Consider the following 22,507-nt stretch of genomic DNA (forward strand, 5'->3'; position numbering starts at 1 on the left):
ATATGAGTATAACAGTTGATAGTAGATTACTAATTGAAAAATCCATCGAAGATAATCGAAATTTGTACATTCAAACAAGCCAGGACATCCATGCAAATCCTGAAATCGGAAATGAAGAAGTCTACGCGAGTGGTAGACATATTGAGCTTCTGGAAAATGCAGGATTTCATGTTACGAAGGCGGTTGCTGGACACGAAACATCGTTCTTTGCAGTTAAGGAAAATGGAAAAGAAGGTCCAACCGTAGCTTTTCTAGCAGAATATGATGCATTACCAGGTCTTGGTCACGCTTGTGGCCATAATATTATTGGAACAACTAGTGTTGCAGCTGGAATTGCATTAGCAGAAACGCTTGAACAAACGGGAGGTCGAGTTGTCGTTCTTGGCACCCCTGCAGAAGAAGGTGGACCTAACGGAAGCGCAAAAGGTAGTTTTGTAAAACATGGCTTCTTAAAAGACATCGATGTCGCTCTCATGATACATCCAAGTGGCAAAACCTCTCTAACAGGAGAAACACTTGCAGTAGATCCATTAGATTTTCATTTCTATGGAAAAGCTGCCCATGCTTCCGGATCACCAGAACAAGGAATCAACGCACTGGATGCAGTTATTCAACTTTTTAATGGTATTAATGCACTCCGACAGCAATTGCCATCTGACGTCCGGATACATGGCATTATTACACATGGTGGAGATGCACCGAATATTATTCCCGACTACGCATCCGCTCGTTTTTATATAAGAGCGGACACTTGGAATAAAACAGAAAACGTTTCGGAAAAGGTAAAAGCCATAGCAAATGGAGCAGCATTAGCAACAGGAGCCTCTGTGAAAATTGAACGTTTTCAAAATGAAGTGCAAGACTTCGTATTAAATTCCGTATTAGATGAGGTTCTTCATACGGAACTTGAAGCAGTAGGAGAATTTGTCCATACGGAAAAACGAAAAGGTAAAGGTTCAACCGATGCAGGTAACATCAGTTATGTTGTACCAACAGCCCATCCCCATATTAAAATTGGACCAGATGATCTAATAGCACATACGATTGAATTTAGAGATGCAGCAAAATCAGAATTAGGTGACGAAGCGGTTATTAAAGGTGCAAAAGCATTAGCAGTGGTTGGTTATCGAATTTTAACAGACGCAGAGTTATTGCATAATGTTCGAAAAGAATTTGAAGCGGCACTTTCCCGAAAACAAGAGCAATAAATAATAGAGTTCGGTGCGAAATAGGCATTCGTTGGTGTGATTTTGCGATTCGATAGGATGAGCTTGCGATTTGCGCTCTTGAGTTTGCGATTCAGAGAAATTTGGAAAAGTGAGCACTTGTTGATTGGAGCGGAGGGCGACGACTCCTGCGGGAATAGCGTGAGTCTTGAGACCCTGCAGGGAGCATAGCGACCGAAGAGGCTCAAGCCACGCCCGCGGAAAGCGTTCGCCAGCAGCGAAAATCACTTCTTTCAATGATTATTTCATTTTAAATAAGAAAAATCCGTCTTAATGAGAGGCGGATTTTTTCTTATTTTTATTTCGATTCTTCATATGGGTAGCATACCAAAATCCTAACGTTAAGGATGCTGCATCTAAAATATATATCCACCATCTATGTGTGTGACCTGCATAAACAGAAGCTGCAAATAAGGCAACTGTCAATATTAACGCGACATAATGATTAAATGTGATGCGTGTAAATAATACGACGAGCAGTGCCGGAGCAAAAATAGCTAATGTTATTTGAGTGGATAAAGATAATGTTTCCATAGGCCCTCCTCTATCTTACTAATATTAAGCCTAGACGATAATGATCGTGTCTAAACAAAATATGCTGACGCAAACGGAGCTCTCCATTAATATCTAACACTTCTAGGCGACAATGTGCTGCATTTATTTGAACTGCCTCATATAATTCTTGCTCGTCTGTCACTTTTTGTCCGTTTACTTTGACAATACGTTCTCCGATAAGAAGTCCCATTTTCTCGGCTGGTGAATCTGCTAGAACTCCTGCTATCATAACACCATCCGACTGTGGAGAAACGGCAAACGTTCCTGACATTTCTTTCTTATATAAGATATACGAAATGATTAATCTTGCTAATACACCAAATACGAGTGCAATTCCACTAATAATTGGGTTAATATAACCTACTGCCGCTATTATTGTAATAACAATTCCTAGTAACCAAACCTTTTTCCCATAATCTTGAAAAAATTGAACAGGTAGAGTTCGTCTACTTTTTTGCTGAAATCCAATGACAAATGGAAACAAAATAAGCGAAAAAGTAGATTCACCAAGCCTGAATTGTGGCCAATATGGAATATATGTAGAAATGACATCTCCTGGTATTACTAGCAACACTGGTAAAAGCCATAACCGCTTCGTCACGTATTCTATCGCTTCACTTCCCCTTGAAGTGGCTACTAATTTAGGGGAAGCATTCGAATTGCCATGCTTCTGAATGAGGATTCCTTCCGCTATTACTAATAATCCTGCTAAAATTGCTATTGGAATTACTGCTTCTTGCATTATATCAAGTCCTGTTAATTTCCACGGTAGGATATCAAAAGACCAATCGTATACATACATTACATACAATGTTATTGAACCCAATGCCATCGCATAAATAACGGAACCAAGCTGGTATGTGAAAATCAAAATAAATAATATCAACCAAGCACTAAATATGTAAAGCCAAGGAATTGGAACGACAATCCCTACACCAACACTTATGACAGATAGAATAATTGCCCAAACATACCCCTCTAGTAAGCGCTTCGATTCTGTCCATCCCCATAGGATTCTTGTTCGAAAATGCTTTCTTTCTCTCTTTACGCGAAAATAACCTATTAATATGGAGAAAAGAAGCGTGATATATACAGCTGGATGGAGGAAAAACCGCCCTATTCCTTTTGCCAATTCGATTAAAATTTCTTCTACCATACGCAACCTCCTCCCTTGCAACTACCTTTCCTTTCATTGTAACAAACGAGGAGTGCTTTGCGTATAGGATTTTAGAATAACTTTATTTTTTCATTTCATGCACTAAATAACTTATTCCCATTTGTAATTGTTTATCATTTTCTTTCCTTGCTTTATATTCGACAATTGTTTTGGAAAGTGATTGAAATAATGCATCGTCTATTTCTTTTTTAGGACTGAGGCTTCGCTCTTGACGATATTTATCCACTGCATCTGTCGTATCTTCATCATAGTAGCCATCTTTTCGAACAATATTATATCCTAAAGCTGCTAGTACATTTTGCACGTATTTTATTTCTTCACCATAATCGCCAACACGAAATTCGCCATGAAGATATTTTACATCCATTGTATACAATTCATCTTGCTCTATTTTTAAATCTGCTTCTATCCCTTTACTATGAATCCATTCTTGTTTTGGAGTTAGCCATTTATGTGTAGAGATTTTCAACTTTCCACCATTAGAGAGTGGATGTGTTTCTTGTACAGTTCCCTTCCCATAGCTTGTTTCTCCAATAATCATCGCACGTTTATTGTCTTTTAACGCTCCTGCTAACACTTCACTCGCAGATGCACTTCCACCGTTTTGTAATAAAACTACTGGAATTTTCTTTAGATAAGGCTTTTCCTTACTTTCTGTATTTAACATCTCTAGTACACCTTTTGCATCCTGCATATATGCGAATGTCTTTCCATTTTCAAGTAAAGTACCAATAACGGAAGAAACACTATATAAATATCCCCCCGGATTTCCCCTTACGTCGATTAGTAATCCATCTATTCCTCTATCTACTAATGCTTTTGTTTGTTTCAGCCATTCTTCACCTGTTTTTTCTCCAAATAAAGAAATTGTGACGATTCCAATAGAAAAGTCATCGGCTTCATACACTTCACTCGTTACAGTATGCATGGCAATCGTTTCTCGTTTCATATGTAGCTCTACATGGCGTTCTTCACTTGAACGATAAACTGTCATTTTCAAACTTGTACCTTTTTCTCCGCTAAGCATTTTTACGAGCTCTGCCATTGTCTTTCCATCCAGTCTTTCTCCATTAACCCGAACAATTTCATCTTGTGGCTTTAATCCTGCTTTGAATGCAGGTGAATCTTTCAAAGGAGAAACGACAATAAATTTTCCACCAGAGAGTGTTATTTCTACTCCAATTCCGACGCGTTCCTCTGCGAGTGATGCTTCGTGTGCCAAGGCCTCTTCTTTTGTTAAATACGTACTATGAGGATCTTCTAAAGCTTCTGCCATCCCACGTATTGCACCTTCAACGATAATATTATCTTTTTTGGAAAACACAGCTTCTTTTTTTATTAATTGAAACGCTTCATCAATCACTTGACTGTTACTAACGATTGATGATGCTTGTTTATCCGAAGGCTTCCCAATCCAAAAATACAAAACACCAAGCAAAATAATTAACAAAAAAACGTATAAAAAAATCCGACTTTTGCGCAAGCTATACCTCCTACTTTTCCACTAATATATGTGGTGAAAGTAGAGTTTAATACTCGCGCAAAAATCGGTTCTTATTTAAGGTTTTTAACAAAATCCGCCAACATTTGCTCATCCATTGGACCGACAATTTTATTTTGGATAGTTCCAGTTGTATCAATCATATATGTAGTTGGAATCGTAATAGCTCGATAAGTTTCTCCTACTTTACCTTCCTCATCTAAAGGGATAGGAAAACTTAAGGCATAATCCTCTTGAAACGCTTTCACTTTATCAATTCCAACATCGGAACTTGTCAAATTAACTGCTAAAATTTCCACGTTTTCTTGTTCCGCCATATCTTCATAATAGTTCTGCATATGTGGCATTTCTGCTTTACAAGGTGGGCACCACGTTGCCCAAAAGTTTAATACAACTTTCTTCCCCTTATAATCAGACAATTTTACCTTTTTACCATCTAGTGTAGTAAGCGTAAAGTTAGGTGCACTATCACCTTTCCCAATACCCTCATTCGCAGGATTTGTAGCTAGATCAGTTCCCATTTGTTCATTGGAAAATGCTTCTGTTTTGTCTACATTATTTCGAACAAAAGAGATTGTAGCGATGGCAACTAGACATCCGATGATTACTAAACCAACTATTTTCTTCACAATATTTCCTCCGAATTTTCATTTTTTCAAGCGTTCACTTTTATACAACAAGAAGTTTATAAAGAATGCAAAAAATACTGTTACAAATAAAGGTGTTTGAAAAAATCCATTAGGTTGAAGCACTGCTACTATTATATGCATAAATACGAAGGCAATACTAATAAATTGGTTTACTTTTTCCATTTTCGGCAAACAAAATGAAACAAAAACGACATATATACTAAAAGAAATAGTTGTAATCGCTTCCTGCCACCATAAACCTTCATTTAAAAGTACCTGCAAAATTTGATAACTAGTTTGAATGCTAATATATCCAACTAGAACAGCTTGAATATCTTGGAGCAAAAAATTTCGTTTTTTCAGTGAAACATAAAGTTTAAAAGAAGCAAATAGTGTACCTAAAATGACTCCCGTCTTTCCTCCATTAAAATATAATATCGATAGTGGAAATTTGATAACCATACTAAAATCAGTAAGAATCACACTTAACTTCCATACGATAATAAATGTGAAAGCAACGTCTACAAGAATTTCTCTCATTTGTTTGTCATACAACTTCCATAATACAATCCAAGTTAGGAAAAAAGCTGCAAGAACTGCCACCCAAGCAGATGACAATGTCATGGACCCAACAATATACCATTCAGTAACTTGCAAATATTTCACTTCTTTCTCTTGTATGTCCTTTATCCAGATATAAAGAAAAAGCGGCATAAGCCGCTCTTTTATATAGAGATATATCTTAATGGATTAACTGAGTTTTTCGCCATACCTTCCCAGTTTCCTAAATGAATTTCGAAATGTAAATGTGGTCCCGTAGAGTTACCAGTCGTTCCAATTGCACCAATTAGATCTCCTTTTGAAACTACTTGTCCAACATTTACTTTAATACTACTCAAATGTGCATATAAAGATGTGAAAATCTGACCATCAATTGAGTGTGTTACCATAATGACATTACCATATGTACTTAATGGCGAGGCATATGATACTACTCCATCTGCAGCAGAAACTACAGGAGTTCCAGTGCTGTTTGCGAAGTCAACTCCATAATGCATTTTTCCTGTTCCGTAAATCGGATGTACTCTATAGCCATAACCAGAAGTAAACCTTCCAGACGCAGGCTTCGTCCAAGAACCTGCAGAGACATCAGGAATAGCTACATTTGATCCACCACCAGCAGCTTGTTGACGTTTTCTTTCTTCCGCTTCTCTACGTTTCTTTTCCTCCGCTGCTTTTCTTGCAACTTCTGCAAGACGTTTTTGTTCAGCGACTATTTTATCTTGCACATCTTGGCTTAAATTTAAAATCTCTTCATATTCTGTTTCCATTACTTCTTTTTGTTGCTCTAGCTTGCTTTGCTCTGCTTCCAATTGGTCTACTAAAGTTCCTTTAGAAGCCTTTTGGTTATCTAGAGAATCTTTCAAACTCACAAGCTTGCTTTTGCTTTCTTCTTGCTGTTGTAATTTTTTCTCTAAACTAGCTTTTTGTTCTTCTAGTTGTTTTTTATCGTCTGCTTGTTCTTTTAAAATGTTTCGATCAGCTTCCATTAATGTATTTACAGCTGAAAAACGGTCAATGAAATCGATAAAACTATTTGCACCAAGTAATACGTCTAAATAACTAACAGATCCGCCATTTACTTGAACTGCACGAATACGTTCCTTTAAAAGTGCATCACGTTCTTCAATTTTTCGTTCCAATTCTGTAATTGAAGCATGCAATGTTTCGATTTCGGTTGTCGTTAGTTTTATTTCATTTAAAACGGTTGAAATGTTCTTTTCTGTTTCCAAAATTTCTGTATCTAATGCTTGAATTTGTGCCATAATTTGATCAATTTTCGACTCATTTTGATCAATTTTGTTTTCTGTTTCTTTAATGTTTGAGTTAATCGTATCTTTCTTTTGTTCTAATTGTTTATGTTCTTTTTTCAAGTCATTCAAAGAATTAGCTAGTGCACTTGGTCCTGAAATTAAAAGTGCAGCTGATGTAGCCACTGCTAAAACTCGTAGCACCCATTTAGACTGTTTTCTCAAAACTTATTGCTCCTTTCAAGCTACCTTCTTATACTCGTAAAAATTTTCGTACTGACATGAAACTTCCCCAGATCCCGATTAGTACACCCATTAATAAGATCAAGCCATTTACTTGGTAGATGAATGGAGAAAAATCGAGCAGTTCAAATAGATTTCCCTGGGCAAGCTTTGGCTCTAATACTTTATGAATATTGTAATAGAGTACTGTAACTAACGTTATTGGCAAAATCGCACCTAGAATACCAAGCCACATTCCCTCTAAAATAAATGGGATTCGAATGAACCAATTTGTAGCTCCTACAAGCTTCATAATTTCAATATCTCTTCGTCTAGCAACGATCGTAATTCTAATAGTATTGGAGATTAAGAACATTGCTGTAAATAATAGCGCTAAGATTAGTACTATCCCAACATTTCGACTAGTGTTCAAGAAAGAAAATAGTTTTTCTATTTTCCCTTCTCCATATTTGACCTCAAATGTATTATCTAACTTATTTATTTTCTCTGCTACAGCCGCTGTCTCTTGCGGGTTTACTGCTTTAGCATAGAAAACATTATGTAAAGGGTTTTGTTGTTCAAACAAACGTAAATCATCACCAAAATCCAGCATTAGTTTGTTAAGCTCATCTTCCTTTGGCGAATACACCACTTCAGCGACTCCAGAAACCTTTTTAATTTCTTCTTCTAATTTTGTAATAGATGCCTCATCCGCTGTTAAATCAACAATTACTTTTATTTCTACATCTCTTTCGAGGTCATCCGCTACTTTATTTAAATTCATCATAATCATGACAAATACACCAACAAGTAGCAATGTAACTGTTACTGCACTGACAGAAGCAAAGGTCATCCAACCATTTCGACTTATGCTCTTCAAACTATCTCTAAAATGTCTTCCTATTGTTCTACCCTTCATAACCGTATTCTCCTCCGTATTCGTCTCGAGTGATTAATCCACCCTCAACAGCAATAACACGGTGTCTCATTGTATTTACAATTTCTCTATTATGTGTTGCCATAATAATTGTAGTTCCTCGAGCATTAATTTCTTCGAAAATATTCATAATTTCCCATGATGTTTCTGGATCTAAGTTTCCTGTCGGTTCATCTGCGATCACAAGTTTTGGTGTATTTACAATAGAACGAGCAATCGATACTCGTTGCTGTTCCCCACCAGAAAGTTCTGTAGGAAACATTCTTGCTTTGTGCTTCAGTCCTACCAGTTCTAATACTTCCATAACACGCTTTCGAATTACTTTAGGAGATTCTTCAATAACTTCCAATGCAAATGCAACGTTCTCATATACATTTAAGCGAGGTAGTAATTTAAAATCTTGAAATACCACTCCAATTTGTCTTCGTAAATATGGAACTTTATTGGCTTTTAATGTCGCTAAATTAACTCCATTTATTAGTATATCTCCTGTAGTTGGTCTTTCCTCTCGATACATCATTTTGATGAAAGTCGATTTTCCTGCACCACTTGGGCCGACAACATAAACAAATTCACCTTGCTTAATTTCTACATCAATACCATTAGCAGCAACGATTCCGTTCGGATACTTTTTGTAGACATTTATCATTTCGATCATTTTTAAACCACCTAATTAGTTTCACTTTATAAAATTCGACATTGCTATTATAACATTAGAACCCTGTTCGTTTGTTACAATTACATTTCAATTTGTAGGTAATATTAGGGATGTTCTCCACCTTATTTTACATGTTTCATCCCGCATAGGTTATTTTGCACACATACAAATTACCTAATAATACTTACATTCTACATAATTCATCCATATTCCTTCTTTTATTGTCAAAAAAAATCAGTTGCTTTTTTGGGCAACTGATTTAAGGCTGAATACTAATTAAGGCCGGAAAAAGCTACTTGCTTTCCGCGAACGAATCGCCAAGCCTCCTCTTCGCTACGCTGAGGGCACTGAAAAAGTCCTCCAAGAGATTTCATAGAGAGTATTGTGAATGACAAGTTGTTCACATACTCTCTTTTTATTGGGAAATCGTTGATTTCCGTTCCAGGCGGACGCTTTCCGCCGGCATGGCTTCAGCCGCTTCCCTTGCTCCTGCGCAAGCTCGTCGCAATAATTAATTTCGCTACGCTCAGTCCAGGGTCTTCAGCTCATACTATTCCGGCTGGAGTCGCCGCCTTCCCCTCCAATCAACTAGCATCCACCTATTCTTCTAAAAACCTTCTTCGTTTATAATAGAGAGACTAACTAATGGTGGTGTGTAAAATGGTTTCTAACCAAGAAACCCTTAATTTTAGCCCATTCATGGCGATTTAAGATTTGGTCGTTCCTAAAGATAATATACTTCATCAAATAAATGAATTGGTAGACTTCTCCTTCGTTTTAGAGGAGTTGAAAACAAAATATTGTTTAGATAATGGTCGGAATGCCGTTCCCCCAATTCGGATGTTCAAGTACTTACTATTATAAAATTGAAGCGAAAAACTGTGAATTGAAGAATGGACACGGCTATGATACAGCATCAAGCGTAGGTCTATTTGCCATGCAAATTCAAGGGGCAACAACGATATTTGCAGTTAATTTGAAGAGAATCTTGAAGCTTTTAAGCAAAAACGAGCAAGAATAAGTAAATAAGGCACTTTTTGTTAAATAACGAGCAAGAAGTGCCTTATTTTTTCATTTATAAAGATTGAAATGATAAAAACGTAGGTTTTTCAGTGCCCTCGAAGCGAGGAGGCTGAGGCAACGCCTGCGGAAAGGGTGGCCACTGAAAAACTCAAAGTTATTATTTTTATAGGAACTATTTGCTGTAGTTCATTTAAAGAATTTAGCGCGACGCATGAGACTCCTGCGGGAAAAGTGAGACAGACGAGACCCCACACGAAGCGAAGCGTAGGAGGAGGCTCATTCTCGCCCGCGGAAAGCGAATGCCAAAGCGCTAAATTCTCCTAGCAGATAGATAATTTATTTGAATGACACTTTTTCAGTGGCCTCCGGAAAGGGAACCGTTTCAACGATTTTCTTATTTATTGGATTGTTGGACAACCCCATGTGGCAAATTTGAAAATTAGAAAAGGTTTCGGGAATGTCCAACATTTCCGAAACCTTTTGTCTTAATCTGAAATCAGTTCATTTTTAGTAACTAATTTTTAGAAAGTAAAGCCATTTTGAACAGCTTATTTTTTAGTCGCTAACCAATCTGCAACCGCTTTTGCATCATCGCCAGTAATAAGTCCACCTGGCATTCCGCCTCTACCGTTTTCAATAACATTTAAAATTTCATCGTTAGAAAGTCGAGATCCTACATCACTTAGTGCAGGGAAACTACCTTGACCTTCCAGATTTCCACCATGACAACTTGTACATTTCGCTTTTACAATTTTTTCTGGATCTACTGATGCAGTTTCAGTAGTTGTAGTTGTACCTGTGTCTGTTGAAGTATCTGCTGGTTTTGATTCTTTAGCTCCACCACATGCTGCTAACATTAAAACTGCTGCAAATAATACTGCTAAAAGCTTTTTCTTCATGTTTTCCTCTCCCTCAACAATAATTGAATTACACTTTTGAATTACACTTTTATTATACCAAAGTAAGGCTCTTTTAAAACCTTCCCTACGGACATCATATGCATCCAAACAATAACAAACGCAAGTGAATCCAAGCTTTTACCAAATGTTTCAATTTAGTGAACGTACTACCAAACAGTATGACAAATCGAATTTTGGCATTACCAACACTTAACATCCCCTTTTATTGGAAAGTTTAGTCACTCCTCTGTTATTCTCTTATTAATAGCATTCCTACTTTCATCTTGGTTATTCGTATTAATATAAATCATTTTGGAATTGTTTGAACACTCATTGAAAAAAGATGCCCAAGATTTTTGGACATCTTCTATATTTTATCGTTGAATTGATTGTGTTTCTTCGTACGTTCGATCTATATAAGTAGAAATAGACCTTTGATCTGCAGTAATGTTGACTATTGTTGCATTTAATTGTTCCACAGTAGCAGTGCTTTCTTCGATAATTGCAGCAAATTCATTCGTACTTGTATGAATCGATTCACTATTTTTAGCAATAATATCAACATCTATTAAAAATTGAGCTAACATTTTTTGTAAGGACTGCATTACTTCAAACAATTTATTAAATGAATGATTGGATGTCTCTGCTGCATGCACTTGCATATTAATCCGAGCAACACCGTCTTCTAGTTTACCCAGTGCTGCTTCATTATACTTATTAACCTCATATAAATTTCCATCTATTTTTTCTAATGTTTGGTTTGTAACACCTGCAAGTTTACGTATCTCTTCCGCCACAACAGCAAATCCTTTTCCATGTTCCCCTGCTCTTGCTGCTTCAATGGATGCGTTAAGGGCCAGTAAATTTGTCTGCTCCGTAATCTGTCGAATCTCATTTGCAAAAATATTTGTTTCATTAATTTTTTCTGACAGCTCTTTAAAGGTTTGATTTAACTCGACAAAAAATACTGTAAACTGATCCATTTCCTCTTTCATCGTATTCATCGCTTGTGATCCATCTGATGCATTTTTTTCAGCGGTTTCAGCTTGATAGACAATCGCATTTAAATGATTAATCATTTCTTTTATTGAATCGAATGTTGCCTCTGTATGCTTCACAATATCTATTACATGATCAGCTTGCCTTTGAGACCCAACACTTACTTCATTTACCGCTTGAAGCATTTCTTGCTGTGCATTATTAGAAGCATGCATGCTTGTACGTATTTGCTCTAAATTAGAAGAAATAATAGTTACGGCTTTTGAGAGCTTTTCTGTTAACAGTTCATCTTCTACCGCTTTTTCTTCTGCATTCTCTACTAGCTTTTCCACATTTCTGAAGTATTCTTTACTTAGTCTTACTTGCATAAATATACCTAAAGCCATTATAAACTGAACGAGAAATACATTTGCAGCTTGGTCGACCAATATTCCTTTTTCATCTAATAACACATTTATTATTACTGCAATAATAGATAATAGATAACCAATAAGAAAAACAACTTGCGTATTATGTAATCCGCCTAATATTAGAATAAATAAGGCTAAAACAATTGTTCCAATACTTACTTCATTGGAAATACTCATTCCTACAGCAGTTGCTCCGCCAACTAAAAGGAGAATATAAGGAAAAGTGACTCTCATCGCAAGAACTTTCTTCGACATTATAAAAGCGATGATAGCTATGGATAAGGGTATCACAATTGAAATGATTATTGCCATTTCTGCTTTCAATGCAATTTGAGCAAACAATCCAAAAGTTGCTGCTAGTGCATAAGTTAAAAACATAATAAAATTCTTTTTCACTAGATCATTTCTCTTTAACTCATTAATATTCATCTTTTCCACCCTACCTTTTAATCTTCAGTTATTTCAGAACAAATAAAAAACTCCAATGTTATCTAATTATAACATTGGAGTTTTTTTCGTCTATTAATTTATTTTTGATCTCAAATATGCATGAATAAATTGGTCTAGTTCACCATCTACTACAGCGTGGACGTTGCCACTTTCTTCATTTGTACGATGATCTTTTACCATAGAGTAAGGATGGAATACATAAGATCGAATTTGACTTCCCCATCCAATTTCTTTTTGTTCTCCACGAATTTCTGCAAGCTGTGCTTCTTGTTCTTCTATTTTTAATTGATACAATTTTGATTTCAATAATTTCATCGCCTGTTCACGGTTTTTAATCTGTGAACGTTCTGTTTGGCAAGTAACAACAGTATTTGTTGGTAAATGTGTAATACGAACGGCTGAGTCGGTCGTATTGATATGCTGACCACCAGCACCAGTTGCACGATACGTATCAATTTTTAAATCTTCTGTGCGAATTTCGATTTCAATTTCTTCATTGAACTCTGGCATAACTTCGCAAGAAACGAATGATGTATGACGGCGTCCAGAAGAGTCAAATGGAGAAATTCGAACGAGTCGATGTACTCCTTTTTCTGCTTTTAAGTAACCGTAAGCGTTATGGCCTTTAATCAGTAAAGTTACTGACTTTATGCCAGCTTCATCCCCTGGCAAATAATCGATTGTTTCCACTTTAAAACCATGTTTATCTGCCCATCGTTGATACATACGAAGTAAAATAGAACCCCAATCTTGTGATTCCGTACCTCCCGCACCCGGATGCAATTCTAAAATCGCATTATGCTTGTCATAAGGTTCACTTAATAGTAACTGCAGCTCAAAATCTGCAAGTTGGGTACTATATTCTTTTAATTCGTTACCTAATTCCTCTTGCAATTCTTCATCAGGTTCTTCTTTTATTAACTCAAGTGTCATTTCTAAATTTTCTTGTGTGGAAACCAATTCATTGAATTGTTCTACAATACCTTTTAATGCATTTAACTCATTTATCACTTTTTGAGCGCCTTGTGCATCATCCCAGAAATCAGGAAAAGTCATAAGTTCTTCAAGTTCTTGAATACGTACTTCTTTGTTTTCTAAGTCAAAGAGACCCCCTGAAGTCTTTTAGTTTCCCTGCTGTTCTATCTAATTCATTTCTCACTACTGCTATTTCTACCATACTAATTGTTCCTCCGAATTTCTAAATTTCTATTGTAGATACATTTCTTTCAGTTATTGGCTAGGTCATGCTCAGGCTAGTCAAAGGTGTGGCTATTGAGCAGACACATTATTTACGCTTTTGGTTATTGCACGGCACCATGACAGTTTTTAAATTTTTTCCCACTTCCACAAGGGCATAAATCATTTCGACCTACTGCTGTCTGATTACGAACTGGCTTTTTCTTGACAGCTTCTCCTTCTTCTTTCGGATTCACTGCTTGCCCTTTTGCAACTTCTTCACGCTCTAGATTGTTTCGTATTTCTGCTTTCATTGCATATTTAGCAACATCTTCTTGAATGGATTCAACCATTGCTTCAAACATTGCAAAACCTTCACTTTGATACTCACGAAGAGGGTCATTTTGTCCATATGCACGTAAGTGAATTCCTTGGCGAAGCTGATCCATAGCATCAATATGATCAATCCATTTAGAATCAATCGAACGAAGTAATACTACCTTTTCAAATTCACGCATACGTTCAGAAGTCATTTCTTCTTCTTTTGCATTATAGAAACGAATTACTTCTTCTTTGATTTTTTCTACAATTTCATCTGAAGATAAGTCATCTAAATTTTGTTGGGTAATGACACCTTCTGGCAGTAAATTCGCTTGAATATAGTCCTCGATACCTTTTAGACTCCACTCTGCTTTATTTTCAGATTGTGTGTGTGAACCAACTAAGCGATTAATAACTTCAAACATCATTTTTTCCACAAGTGAACGCATATTATCCGTTTCTAAAACTTCTAAACGCTCTTTATAAATAATTTCACGTTGTTGACGAAGTACATCATCATATTGTAATAAACGCTTACGTGAATCGAAGTTATTTCCTTCTACACGTTTTTGTGCTGACTCAACTGCACGAGAAACCATTTTAGATTGAATTGGTTGAGAATCATCCATCCCTAGTTTCGCCATCATATTACGCATATTATCTGAACCAAATCGACGCATTAATTCATCTTCCATTGAAAGATAGAATTGTGTAACCCCTGCATCTCCTTGTCGTCCAGAACGACCACGTAATTGGTTGTCAATACGACGTGATTCATGACGCTCAGTACCGATTACAGCTAGACCGCCTACTTCTAAAACACCTTCACCAAGCTTAATATCTGTCCCACGTCCAGCCATGTTTGTAGCAATTGTTACGGAACCCATATGACCAGCTGTTGCAATTATCTCTGCTTCATGCTCATGGTTTTTCGCATTTAATACACTATGCTTAATGCCGTGTTTTGTTAACAAATTAGAAATAATTTCAGATGTTTCAATAGCTACAGTACCAATCAAAACTGGTTGACCTATTTTATGTCTTTCTGCAATGTCAGAAGCAACTGCTTCAAATTTTCCGTTCATAGACGCATAAATCAAATCCGGGCGATCATCACGAGTAATAGGTCGGTTTGTAGGAATCGCAATAACATTCATATTATAAATATTACGGAATTCCTCTTCTTCTGTTTTCGCTGTACCAGTCATACCTGACAATTTATCATACATACGGAAGAAGTTTTGGAAAGTAATAGTCGCCATTGTCATCGATTCATTTTGAATTTCTAATCCTTCTTTTGCTTCAATCGCTTGATGTAATCCATCGCTATAGCGACGTCCTTTCATCAGACGACCAGTAAACGAGTCTACAATTACTACTTCCTCATCCTGCACTACATAATCGACATCTAAATGCATTGATGCATGTGCTTTCAATGATTGATTAACTGCGTGGTTCAAACGGACATGTGTTAAGTCGAACAAGTTATCAATATTGAATGCATTTTCTACTTTTTCTACACCTGTATCCGTTAATGTCACACCTTTTGTGGACTCTTCGTAAGTAAAATCTTCATCTTTTGTTAAAGTTCGAACAAACGCATTTGCTTGTTTGTATAGAAGTGCTGATTTCGAAGCTTGTCCCGAAATGATTAATGGTGTTCTCGCTTCGTCGATTAAAATTGAGTCAACTTCATCTATTACGGCATAATGAAGTGGACGTTGTACTTTATCTTCTTTGTACAACACCATATTATCGCGTAAATAATCAAAGCCAAGCTCATTGTTTGTGGAATATGTAATATCCGCAGCGTAAGCTTCTCGCTTTTCTTCTTTAGATAATGAGTTTAAATTTAATCCAACAGTCATTCCTAAAAATTCATAAAGTTGTCCCATTTCAGTTGCGTCACGACTCGATAAATATTCGTTGACTGTTACTACATGTGAGCCTAGGCCTGGAATTGCATTTAAATATACAGACATAGTAGAAGTAAGTGTTTTACCTTCACCAGTTTTCATTTCTGCAATATTTCCTTCATGTAGAGCAACCGAACCCATAATTTGAACGCGGAATGGATACATTCCTAGCACACGTTTTGCGGCTTCACGAACTACAGCAAATGCCTCTGGTAATAATTGATCTAACGTCTCTCCATTTGCATAACGAGTTCGAAATTCGTCTGTTTTAGCGCGTAATTCATCGTCCGACTTGGAATCCATTTCACTTGCTAATGCTTCCACTTGATCGGCTACTTTTTCTAATCGTTTTAAGTCACGTTTATTTAAATCAAATACTTTATTTAATACGCCAAGCATGTATATTCACTTCCCATTCAGTCTTATTATACATTTTACCATTCGATACATAGCGGTGCAAATAACTTGGGAGATGCATGATCGTATGTTTCTACCATAAAATAGAAATGTTTAAATGTATTATCCAAGTCAATTATAACAAATCGCATCTAGATATACTGAACTCTGCCCTTCGCTGATATCAACAGTACCTGATTTTATCATTTTCTTAGCAACAAAAAACTCTCCTCTTGCATGGAGGAGAGTTCGAGAAATAATATTAATTTGTTTCAATTAACCCATATCTGCCGTCTTTTCGTTTATAAACAATATGTGTTCCGTTCGATTCTGCATCAGTGAAGATATAGAAGTTATGCCCTAACATATTCATTTGAAGCACTGCTTCCTCTTGATCCATTGGTTTTAGGTCAAATTGCTTTGTGCGTACAATATTGTATTCTTCTTCATCCACTTGATCTGTAGGAGATTCTTGCACATCAATTGTAGCAAAGTAAGTACCAACACCTTCACGCTCACGGAATTTACGATTTACTTTTGTTTTATATTTTCGAATTTGACGCTCTAGCTTATTTACGATTAGGTCCACTGCCGCATACATATCTGCATTTCTCTCTTCTGCACGAAGAGTTAAGTTTTTCATCGGAATTGTTACTTCTACTTTAGTTTGTTTGTCGTTATATACTTTCAGATTTACATTAGCTGTTGCTTGAATTTCTTCGTTGAAGTAACGGGCAACTTTTTCAATTTTCCCCTCAACGTGATCTCGAATTGCAGGAGTCACCTCGATATTTTCTCCACGAACGTTAAAGTTTAGCATGTAAAGCCCTCCTTTGATATAACTCTAATAGTATACTTCTACATCCTCATTAAAATATCCTTCTTTTTCGAAAGAAATTATTTATTTTTTGTCGAACTTTGTAATTATGATGTAGATACTATTAGCATCACCAATTAAATAAAAAACAATCAAAAAATATGCATTTTTTAAATGAGTAGTACATATACTAATAATTGTGCATGTGCCTTTTTGAAAATACTTTGTAAAATGTAAATTTGAAATACTCATATCCTTTATAGAGCATTTTAGTTCCTCCTTTCAGAAGATCAAGTTTTGTCAGCTCTTACTTTTTTCAATACGAAAAAGTTTATGAGATATATCAAATAATACCTTCCCACAAATACAATAAAAAAATGCTCTACCGTAAATTATACGATAGAGCATATGAGTATATGTTTTATTTGTTTAATGCCACTGATACATTCGCTACTCTTTTCGCTCCTATGTAGCGTTTGCCCCAATAGTATGGGTCATTCAGTTGACTTACTGATACTCCTTGGGATGATGCAGAATGTATGAACTTCCCATCACCAATGTAAATACCAACGTGAGATACACCTTTACCAGTTGTATTGAAAAATACTAAGTCCCCAGCAATTAAATCACTTTTCGCAACTTTTGATCCAGAACTATGCATACCAGATGAAGTTCTTGGAAGATCAATGCCTAAGTTGTCGAATACGTAAGTCACAAATCCTGAACAATCGAAACCAGAAGTAGTTGTTCCACCACCACGATATTTAATACCTATTAAGTTTTTAGCTGTTGCCACTAGTTCATTTGAATCTACTGTACTTGATGCTTCAGTATTTCCTGCGAAAGGTGCTGTGACTAAAAGTATGGATAATATAAATATAGCAATGATTTTTCTCGACGTATATCTTAAACTCATATTGTTCCTCCAAAAGACTTAAGTTTTCTGAAAATTATCTAAAACCATCTTACCACGGAATATGACTTTTTAATTTTACAGTTATGTAACAATTGTGTTACAAAAACGTCTAATATTAGATAGACTTTTTTGAATATGTTTCGCCTGAAAAGCTGATGACTACACGCTTTTCAAAAAAAAACAAGCCCATAAAGTCAAAAACATGACTTCATGGGCTTTTGTTACACAATAAAACGAGATGTAGATGCTTCCAAAATATTCGCTTGTTCGCTTACGTCATTAATAAGTTCGGAAAGCGATTCTATCGTTTGAACGTTAGATAATAGTAATTGGACGGTCTGTTCCATATGAATTGTATTCTCTTCTATGGATTCTGTTAAATCAAAAATAAGCTTTTCAGAAGCATTTTTTTCTTCTTCTATAGTAATAATGGAATTCGTCATAAGATCATTTTGATTTTTTGATTCATGAATGAAGGAAACAATAGTATCAAATTTTTCATGTAATAATTGAAATGATGCTGCATTATTTTTAGATGTAGTGAGTCCTTCTGCAAACACTTCTGCCATTTCATGTCCTTGTAATTTAATGGAGTTAGAAATATCATGAATAGTATTTGCCGTTCTCGATACTTCATCTGCTAATTTTTTCACTTCATCTGCAACAACTGCAAATCCTTTTCCGTGTTCACCAGAACGTGCTGCTTCAATACCAGCATTTAAAGCTAATAGATTAGTTTGTTTTGAAATGGTTTGCACGATAGATGTCATTCTAGCAATTTCTTCTGTTCGCTCTTGTAACAATTGTCTTTCTTTATCAGCTGCTTTGAACAATGACCTTAATCGCGCAGCTTCTGTTGCAGCGTTTTTCATTGTATCTGCACTTTCATCGGCTATTTGTACTGCAAAAGTCGCATGATTGTTTAATTCCACTACCTTTTCTGTTACTCCTCTAAAGGTCTGAGAAAATTCTTCTAGAAAAGCTCTAATTCCAATGGATGCTTGTTTTTGTTCAAGCATATTTTCACTTGTTTCATTAATCGCAACTTGTACCGTATTCGTGCTTGCTACAGTCTCATTCGAATAATTATTTAAAGTGTTGCTATCTCTACTTAATTTTTCAGCAGTTTGTTTAATTGTATGTACCATACTTGTTAAGCTTGTTTTCATTTGATTCATAGCAATGGAAACTTCACCAATCTCGTCTTTTGTCGAAATACGGATAGGTTTGATAAGTAAATTCCCTTTTGATATTTCTTTTGCTGAAGATGCAACAGAAGCAAGCTGTTCTTTTATTTGTCGATTTGTTAATAGTAATAATGCGATTGATAAAAATCCAGCTATTATGAAAGAAACGACAACTACTATAATTGTATTTTGCTGATTTTTATTCATTTCTTCTATTATTAATAGTCGTTTGTTTGACTCTTCTTGTCTTGTCCCATCTAGCATTTGGGTTAGTTCTAATTGTTTTTTATTAATTGACTGCAATTGTCTTCGCTTTGCTACGTTCTCTTTATTTTCAACGGATTTTTTCAAATTGTTTTCGTATGTCGTTTGAATACTACTCAAAGTTTGTGTGAATGCTTCCCAGTCTAAATGTTCGATACGCTTACTACTTGTTTCAACTAGCTCTTCTAGACTCGCTTTTTTTGTCTCATAATCTTTTTCAAACTCTGGTAATGGATCGCCAGCATAATGCGAAATAGCAATGTATAGGCTGGCTACTTCCGCTCGCATTATATCCGCCTTTTCGACATTTTCCGAAGAAATCTTTAATTTGTCGGATAGTTCTTGATTGTGGACGACTTGAATAACCAATAAAATTGTCATTACACCAAATAAGATAAAAGAACTAAAAATAGCTATTAAATACTTCATTCGCAACGGAATACTAGACCATTTTTTCATAGGTACCCGACCTCCCAATAGGAAATATAGCATATAGATTCGCAGAAAAGAGTGTATTTTTAGATTCTTAACATTATCTTTACAAAACTATTATAAAGACAAATCTGAAAATTCAATGTAGGATTATAATAGTACTTTATGAAAGGAAGATGTTATATGAATTTAGGTCTTTCCAACAAACGGGTTATCTTAACAGCGTCCAGTAAAGGGCTTGGAAAAGCAACAGCATTACAATTTGCTATAGAAGGCGCAAAAGTGCTCATATCAAGTCGAAATGAGGACGAGCTTAAACATACATTAGAGGAAATTAAAACAATTAGTAACAATCCAAATGTTCATTATTCGGTATGTGATGTGACAAAAGAAGAAGACATCGTTCGACTTTTCGAAACAGCTATCGCCAAATTTGGCGGGGTAGATATTCTCGTAAATAATGCAGGAGGCCCTACTCCTGGTGGGTTTGCACAAGTAACAGATGAAGATTGGAATACTGCATTTGAGAAAAATCTATTAAGCTATATTCGCTCCATTCGTCTAGCGCTCCCTTCTATGAAAGAACAAAATTTCGGTCGAATCGTCAATATTGCTTCCTCTTCAACAAAAGAGGTGCTAGATGGTCTTATTTTGTCGAATACGTTTCGTTTAGGAATAGTTGGCCTCTCAAAAAGCATCGCTCGTGAGTATGCAAAGCATAATATATTAATAAACACTGTCGGCCCAGGACGAATCCAGACAGATCGTGTCACCGAACTAGATGAGATTGCGGCTGAAAAGCAGAATTTGTCGCTTGATGAAATTCGAGAAGGATATAAAAACGTAATTCCAATTGGGAGATATGGAGAACCAGAGGAATTTGCAAATATAATTGCATTTTTGTGTTCGGAAGCAAACACATATATGACCGGGCAAAGCCTTGTTGTAGATGGCGGAATGCTAAAAGCATTGTAATGAGGGAGAAGAAGATTCAAAACTTTGTGTTTTGAATCTTTTTTTTATTAGGGGTGGGAATATTTACTTTTAAATGTATTTATTATCCGTTTCGAGAGAATAGCATTGCTATCCGAGAGATTGAAAGACTTATGCGAGAGAACTAAGCAACTATCCGAGTGAATAAAAAAAAGTGTGCTCAAAGCCAATGAAAATTGACATGAAACACACTTTATAAATTTTACTTAACAATTAGTTTGATTTTATTTTGTGATGGATCTTTTGTAATGTAAACACCGTTTTCTTCTATTAAAGGTGCTTCGATTCCTTTTAAGCTTTCAAGCGCAGCATGTAATTCTTCATTGCTTGGATATACTAAAGTATATGCTTCCATTCCAACTATGTTTTCAGGAGCAGCAGGTGCGCCTTCCCCGTTCCATGTATTCAAGCCAATATGATGATGATACTTTCCAGTAGCCATAAACAATGCTCCTGGATATGGAGTCACTACTTCAAAACCTAAAGCGCGATAAAACTTTTCGGTAGAATCTAAGTTAGCAACATGTAAGTGAATATGCCCCATTACTGTATCTTCCGGCAAACCTACCCATTTTTTGCTCGCGCCTTCCGCTAAAACACCTTGAGCATCAATTGCGAGAGTCGCCATATCCACGTGATCATTTTTCCAAGTCCACTCTGTATCTGGACGATCTCGATAAATTTCAATGCCATTTCCGTCTGGATCATTTAAATATAACGCTTCACTCACTAAATGATCTGCTGAACCTAGTGGCATACGAAGCTCAATGAAATGTTTTAATATAGCTCCAAGATCTTCACGACTTGGAAGAAGTAATGCAAAGTGATACAAGCCAGTTGTTCTTTGTTGTTTCGGCTCCAAATTTGCTCGTTGTTCTAAAGAAACTAAAGCTGTTTCTCCATCTGCAGTAAGAAGCACTTTATTGTCCATTTTTTTCAACACTTTAAATCCAATTATATTTTCGTAAAAACTAAGGGAACGCTCTAAATCCATTACTTTTAACTCTACTAATTCCACATAAGTGTATGGTTTATTTTGATATTTCATTTATATTCCTCCATCAAACATTTTAAGTTACTTTTCGTAAGTAATTATATTTTAGTTAGTTAATAAAGTCAAGTAACTAAATTTTTTCGTAACTATTGAGTATTATCAATGATTGATGACCTCCTGCAAATAAATAATATAATCAAGATGATTGGTATTTTGCACAAATTAAAAACTATTATCCACGGATTGAATACAAGTTAACCTATGTACGTACAAGTTCATAAGATTGAGTGCCTTCCTAGGCATATATGCAAATTAAAAAAGCTTATCCGCAAGTTCCATGACTATAAGTACAAATTAAACACCCGTATCCGCAAATTCAATGCTTATAAACGCAAGTTCAACTCTCCTATGTGCAAATTCAACGCCTGTATCCGCAAATTCAACACTCCTTGTGCAAATTCACCTCAATCGCTGATTAAGTCCATATAATTGTGTAAAAAGGAAAAGGGTCAAATTAATCCCTCTTGGTTACAATGTTTTCAACGACGATAAACAATGAGGAGAGATTAATAATGACCCAATTAAAGTTTACCCTAGA

General features: G+C 35.8%; 19 protein-coding genes and 1 pseudogene. 4 read left to right on the plus strand and 16 right to left on the minus strand.

Annotated features, from left to right (window positions below):
• The first annotated feature begins 2 nt into the window (after positions 1 to 2).
• Positions 3 to 1,208, plus strand: a complete 1,206-nt coding sequence (locus FG384_RS08820; protein WP_142642229.1) for a M20 family metallopeptidase — start codon at positions 3 to 5, stop codon at positions 1,206 to 1,208.
• Positions 1,209 to 1,496: 288 nt separating this feature from the next.
• Here the strand turns inward: FG384_RS08820 and FG384_RS08825 are convergent, their stop codons facing one another.
• From FG384_RS08825 to ftsE, 8 genes are all read right to left on the minus strand, one after another.
• A complete protein-coding gene (locus FG384_RS08825) occupies positions 1,497 to 1,760 on the minus strand; it encodes a CsbA family protein (RefSeq protein ID WP_142642230.1) in 264 nt (87 codons plus the stop codon).
• Between the two features lie 10 nt (positions 1,761 to 1,770).
• Positions 1,771 to 2,937 carry a PDZ domain-containing protein gene (locus FG384_RS08830; RefSeq protein WP_142642231.1) on the minus strand — a complete coding sequence of 389 codons (1,167 nt, stop codon included), beginning with the start codon at positions 2,935 to 2,937 and terminating at the stop codon, positions 1,771 to 1,773.
• 82 nt (positions 2,938 to 3,019) lie between these two features.
• The gene (locus tag FG384_RS08835; protein ID WP_142642232.1) at positions 3,020 to 4,441 is read right to left on the minus strand and encodes a S41 family peptidase; all 1,422 of its coding nucleotides are present in this window, start codon (positions 4,439 to 4,441) and stop codon (positions 3,020 to 3,022) included.
• A 71-nt stretch (positions 4,442 to 4,512) separates the two neighbouring features.
• On the minus strand, positions 4,513 to 5,091 hold the full coding sequence (locus FG384_RS08840) for a redoxin domain-containing protein (protein ID WP_205961768.1): 579 nt from the start codon (positions 5,089 to 5,091) through the stop codon (positions 4,513 to 4,515).
• Between the two features lie 15 nt (positions 5,092 to 5,106).
• The gene (locus FG384_RS08845) at positions 5,107 to 5,754 is read right to left on the minus strand and encodes a hypothetical protein (RefSeq protein ID WP_142642234.1); all 648 of its coding nucleotides are present in this window, start codon (positions 5,752 to 5,754) and stop codon (positions 5,107 to 5,109) included.
• A 59-nt stretch (positions 5,755 to 5,813) separates the two neighbouring features.
• Positions 5,814 to 7,124, minus strand: coding sequence for a murein hydrolase activator EnvC family protein (locus FG384_RS08850; RefSeq protein ID WP_142642235.1), 1,311 nt, complete (start codon positions 7,122 to 7,124; stop codon positions 5,814 to 5,816).
• A gap of 28 nt (positions 7,125 to 7,152) precedes the next feature.
• Complete coding sequence (gene ftsX, locus FG384_RS08855) at positions 7,153 to 8,040, minus strand: permease-like cell division protein FtsX (protein ID WP_142642236.1); 888 nt, start codon at positions 8,038 to 8,040, stop codon at positions 7,153 to 7,155.
• On the minus strand, positions 8,030 to 8,716 hold the full coding sequence (gene ftsE, locus FG384_RS08860) for a cell division ATP-binding protein FtsE (protein ID WP_142642237.1): 687 nt from the start codon (positions 8,714 to 8,716) through the stop codon (positions 8,030 to 8,032). The genes ftsX and ftsE overlap by 11 nt, the downstream gene beginning before the upstream one ends.
• A 714-nt stretch (positions 8,717 to 9,430) precedes the next feature.
• On the opposite strand from ftsE, the pseudogene FG384_RS08870 reads away from it, so the two are divergent.
• Both FG384_RS08870 and FG384_RS08875 read left to right on the plus strand, forming a co-directional pair.
• Positions 9,431 to 9,577: pseudogene (locus FG384_RS08870) on the plus strand (transposase); the annotation flags it as partial.
• Positions 9,537 to 9,737, plus strand: coding sequence for a hypothetical protein (locus FG384_RS08875; RefSeq protein ID WP_205961769.1), 201 nt, complete (start codon positions 9,537 to 9,539; stop codon positions 9,735 to 9,737). The pseudogene FG384_RS08870 and the gene FG384_RS08875, both read left to right, overlap by 41 nt.
• A gap of 550 nt (positions 9,738 to 10,287) precedes the next feature.
• On the opposite strand, the gene cccB is transcribed toward FG384_RS08875, so the two are convergent.
• The 7 genes from cccB to FG384_RS08910 form a co-directional block, all read right to left on the minus strand.
• Positions 10,288 to 10,638: a cytochrome c551 gene (gene cccB, locus FG384_RS08880; protein WP_142642239.1), complete on the minus strand. Its 351-nt coding sequence runs from the start codon at positions 10,636 to 10,638 to the stop codon at positions 10,288 to 10,290.
• 374 nt (positions 10,639 to 11,012) lie between these two features.
• Positions 11,013 to 12,476, minus strand: a complete 1,464-nt coding sequence (locus tag FG384_RS20295) for a methyl-accepting chemotaxis protein (RefSeq protein WP_142642240.1) — start codon at positions 12,474 to 12,476, stop codon at positions 11,013 to 11,015.
• A gap of 93 nt (positions 12,477 to 12,569) precedes the next feature.
• Positions 12,570 to 13,674 (minus strand): peptide chain release factor 2 gene (prfB, locus tag FG384_RS08890; RefSeq protein ID WP_142642241.1). Its coding sequence is split into 2 segments (ribosomal slippage): positions 12,570 to 13,598 and positions 13,600 to 13,674, totalling 1,104 coding nucleotides; the frame shifts between segments, so codons are not numbered across the junction.
• Positions 13,675 to 13,798: 124 nt separating this feature from the next.
• The gene (secA, locus tag FG384_RS08895) at positions 13,799 to 16,309 is read right to left on the minus strand and encodes a preprotein translocase subunit SecA (protein WP_142642242.1); all 2,511 of its coding nucleotides are present in this window, start codon (positions 16,307 to 16,309) and stop codon (positions 13,799 to 13,801) included.
• Between the two features lie 259 nt (positions 16,310 to 16,568).
• A complete protein-coding gene (gene hpf / locus FG384_RS08900; RefSeq protein WP_142642243.1) occupies positions 16,569 to 17,126 on the minus strand; it encodes a ribosome hibernation-promoting factor, HPF/YfiA family in 558 nt (185 codons plus the stop codon).
• Between the two features lie 418 nt (positions 17,127 to 17,544).
• Positions 17,545 to 18,039 (minus strand): C40 family peptidase, encoded by a 495-nt coding sequence (locus FG384_RS08905; RefSeq protein WP_142642244.1) that lies wholly within the window; start codon positions 18,037 to 18,039, stop codon positions 17,545 to 17,547.
• A gap of 221 nt (positions 18,040 to 18,260) precedes the next feature.
• Positions 18,261 to 19,949 (minus strand): methyl-accepting chemotaxis protein, encoded by a 1,689-nt coding sequence (locus FG384_RS08910; RefSeq protein ID WP_166462415.1) that lies wholly within the window; start codon positions 19,947 to 19,949, stop codon positions 18,261 to 18,263.
• 156 nt (positions 19,950 to 20,105) lie between these two features.
• Here FG384_RS08910 and FG384_RS08915 point away from each other — a divergent pair, with 156 nt between their 5' ends.
• Positions 20,106 to 20,897, plus strand: coding sequence for an SDR family oxidoreductase (locus tag FG384_RS08915; RefSeq protein WP_142642246.1), 792 nt, complete (start codon positions 20,106 to 20,108; stop codon positions 20,895 to 20,897).
• A gap of 220 nt (positions 20,898 to 21,117) precedes the next feature.
• Here the strand turns inward: FG384_RS08915 and FG384_RS08920 are convergent, their stop codons facing one another.
• The gene (locus tag FG384_RS08920; RefSeq protein ID WP_142642247.1) at positions 21,118 to 21,963 is read right to left on the minus strand and encodes a VOC family protein; all 846 of its coding nucleotides are present in this window, start codon (positions 21,961 to 21,963) and stop codon (positions 21,118 to 21,120) included.
• Between the last annotated feature and the right edge of the window lie 544 nt (positions 21,964 to 22,507).

Origin of the sequence: Psychrobacillus vulpis, assembly GCF_006861825.1 — a bacterium.
Classification (GTDB): Bacteria; Bacillota; Bacilli; order Bacillales_A; family Planococcaceae; genus Psychrobacillus; species Psychrobacillus vulpis.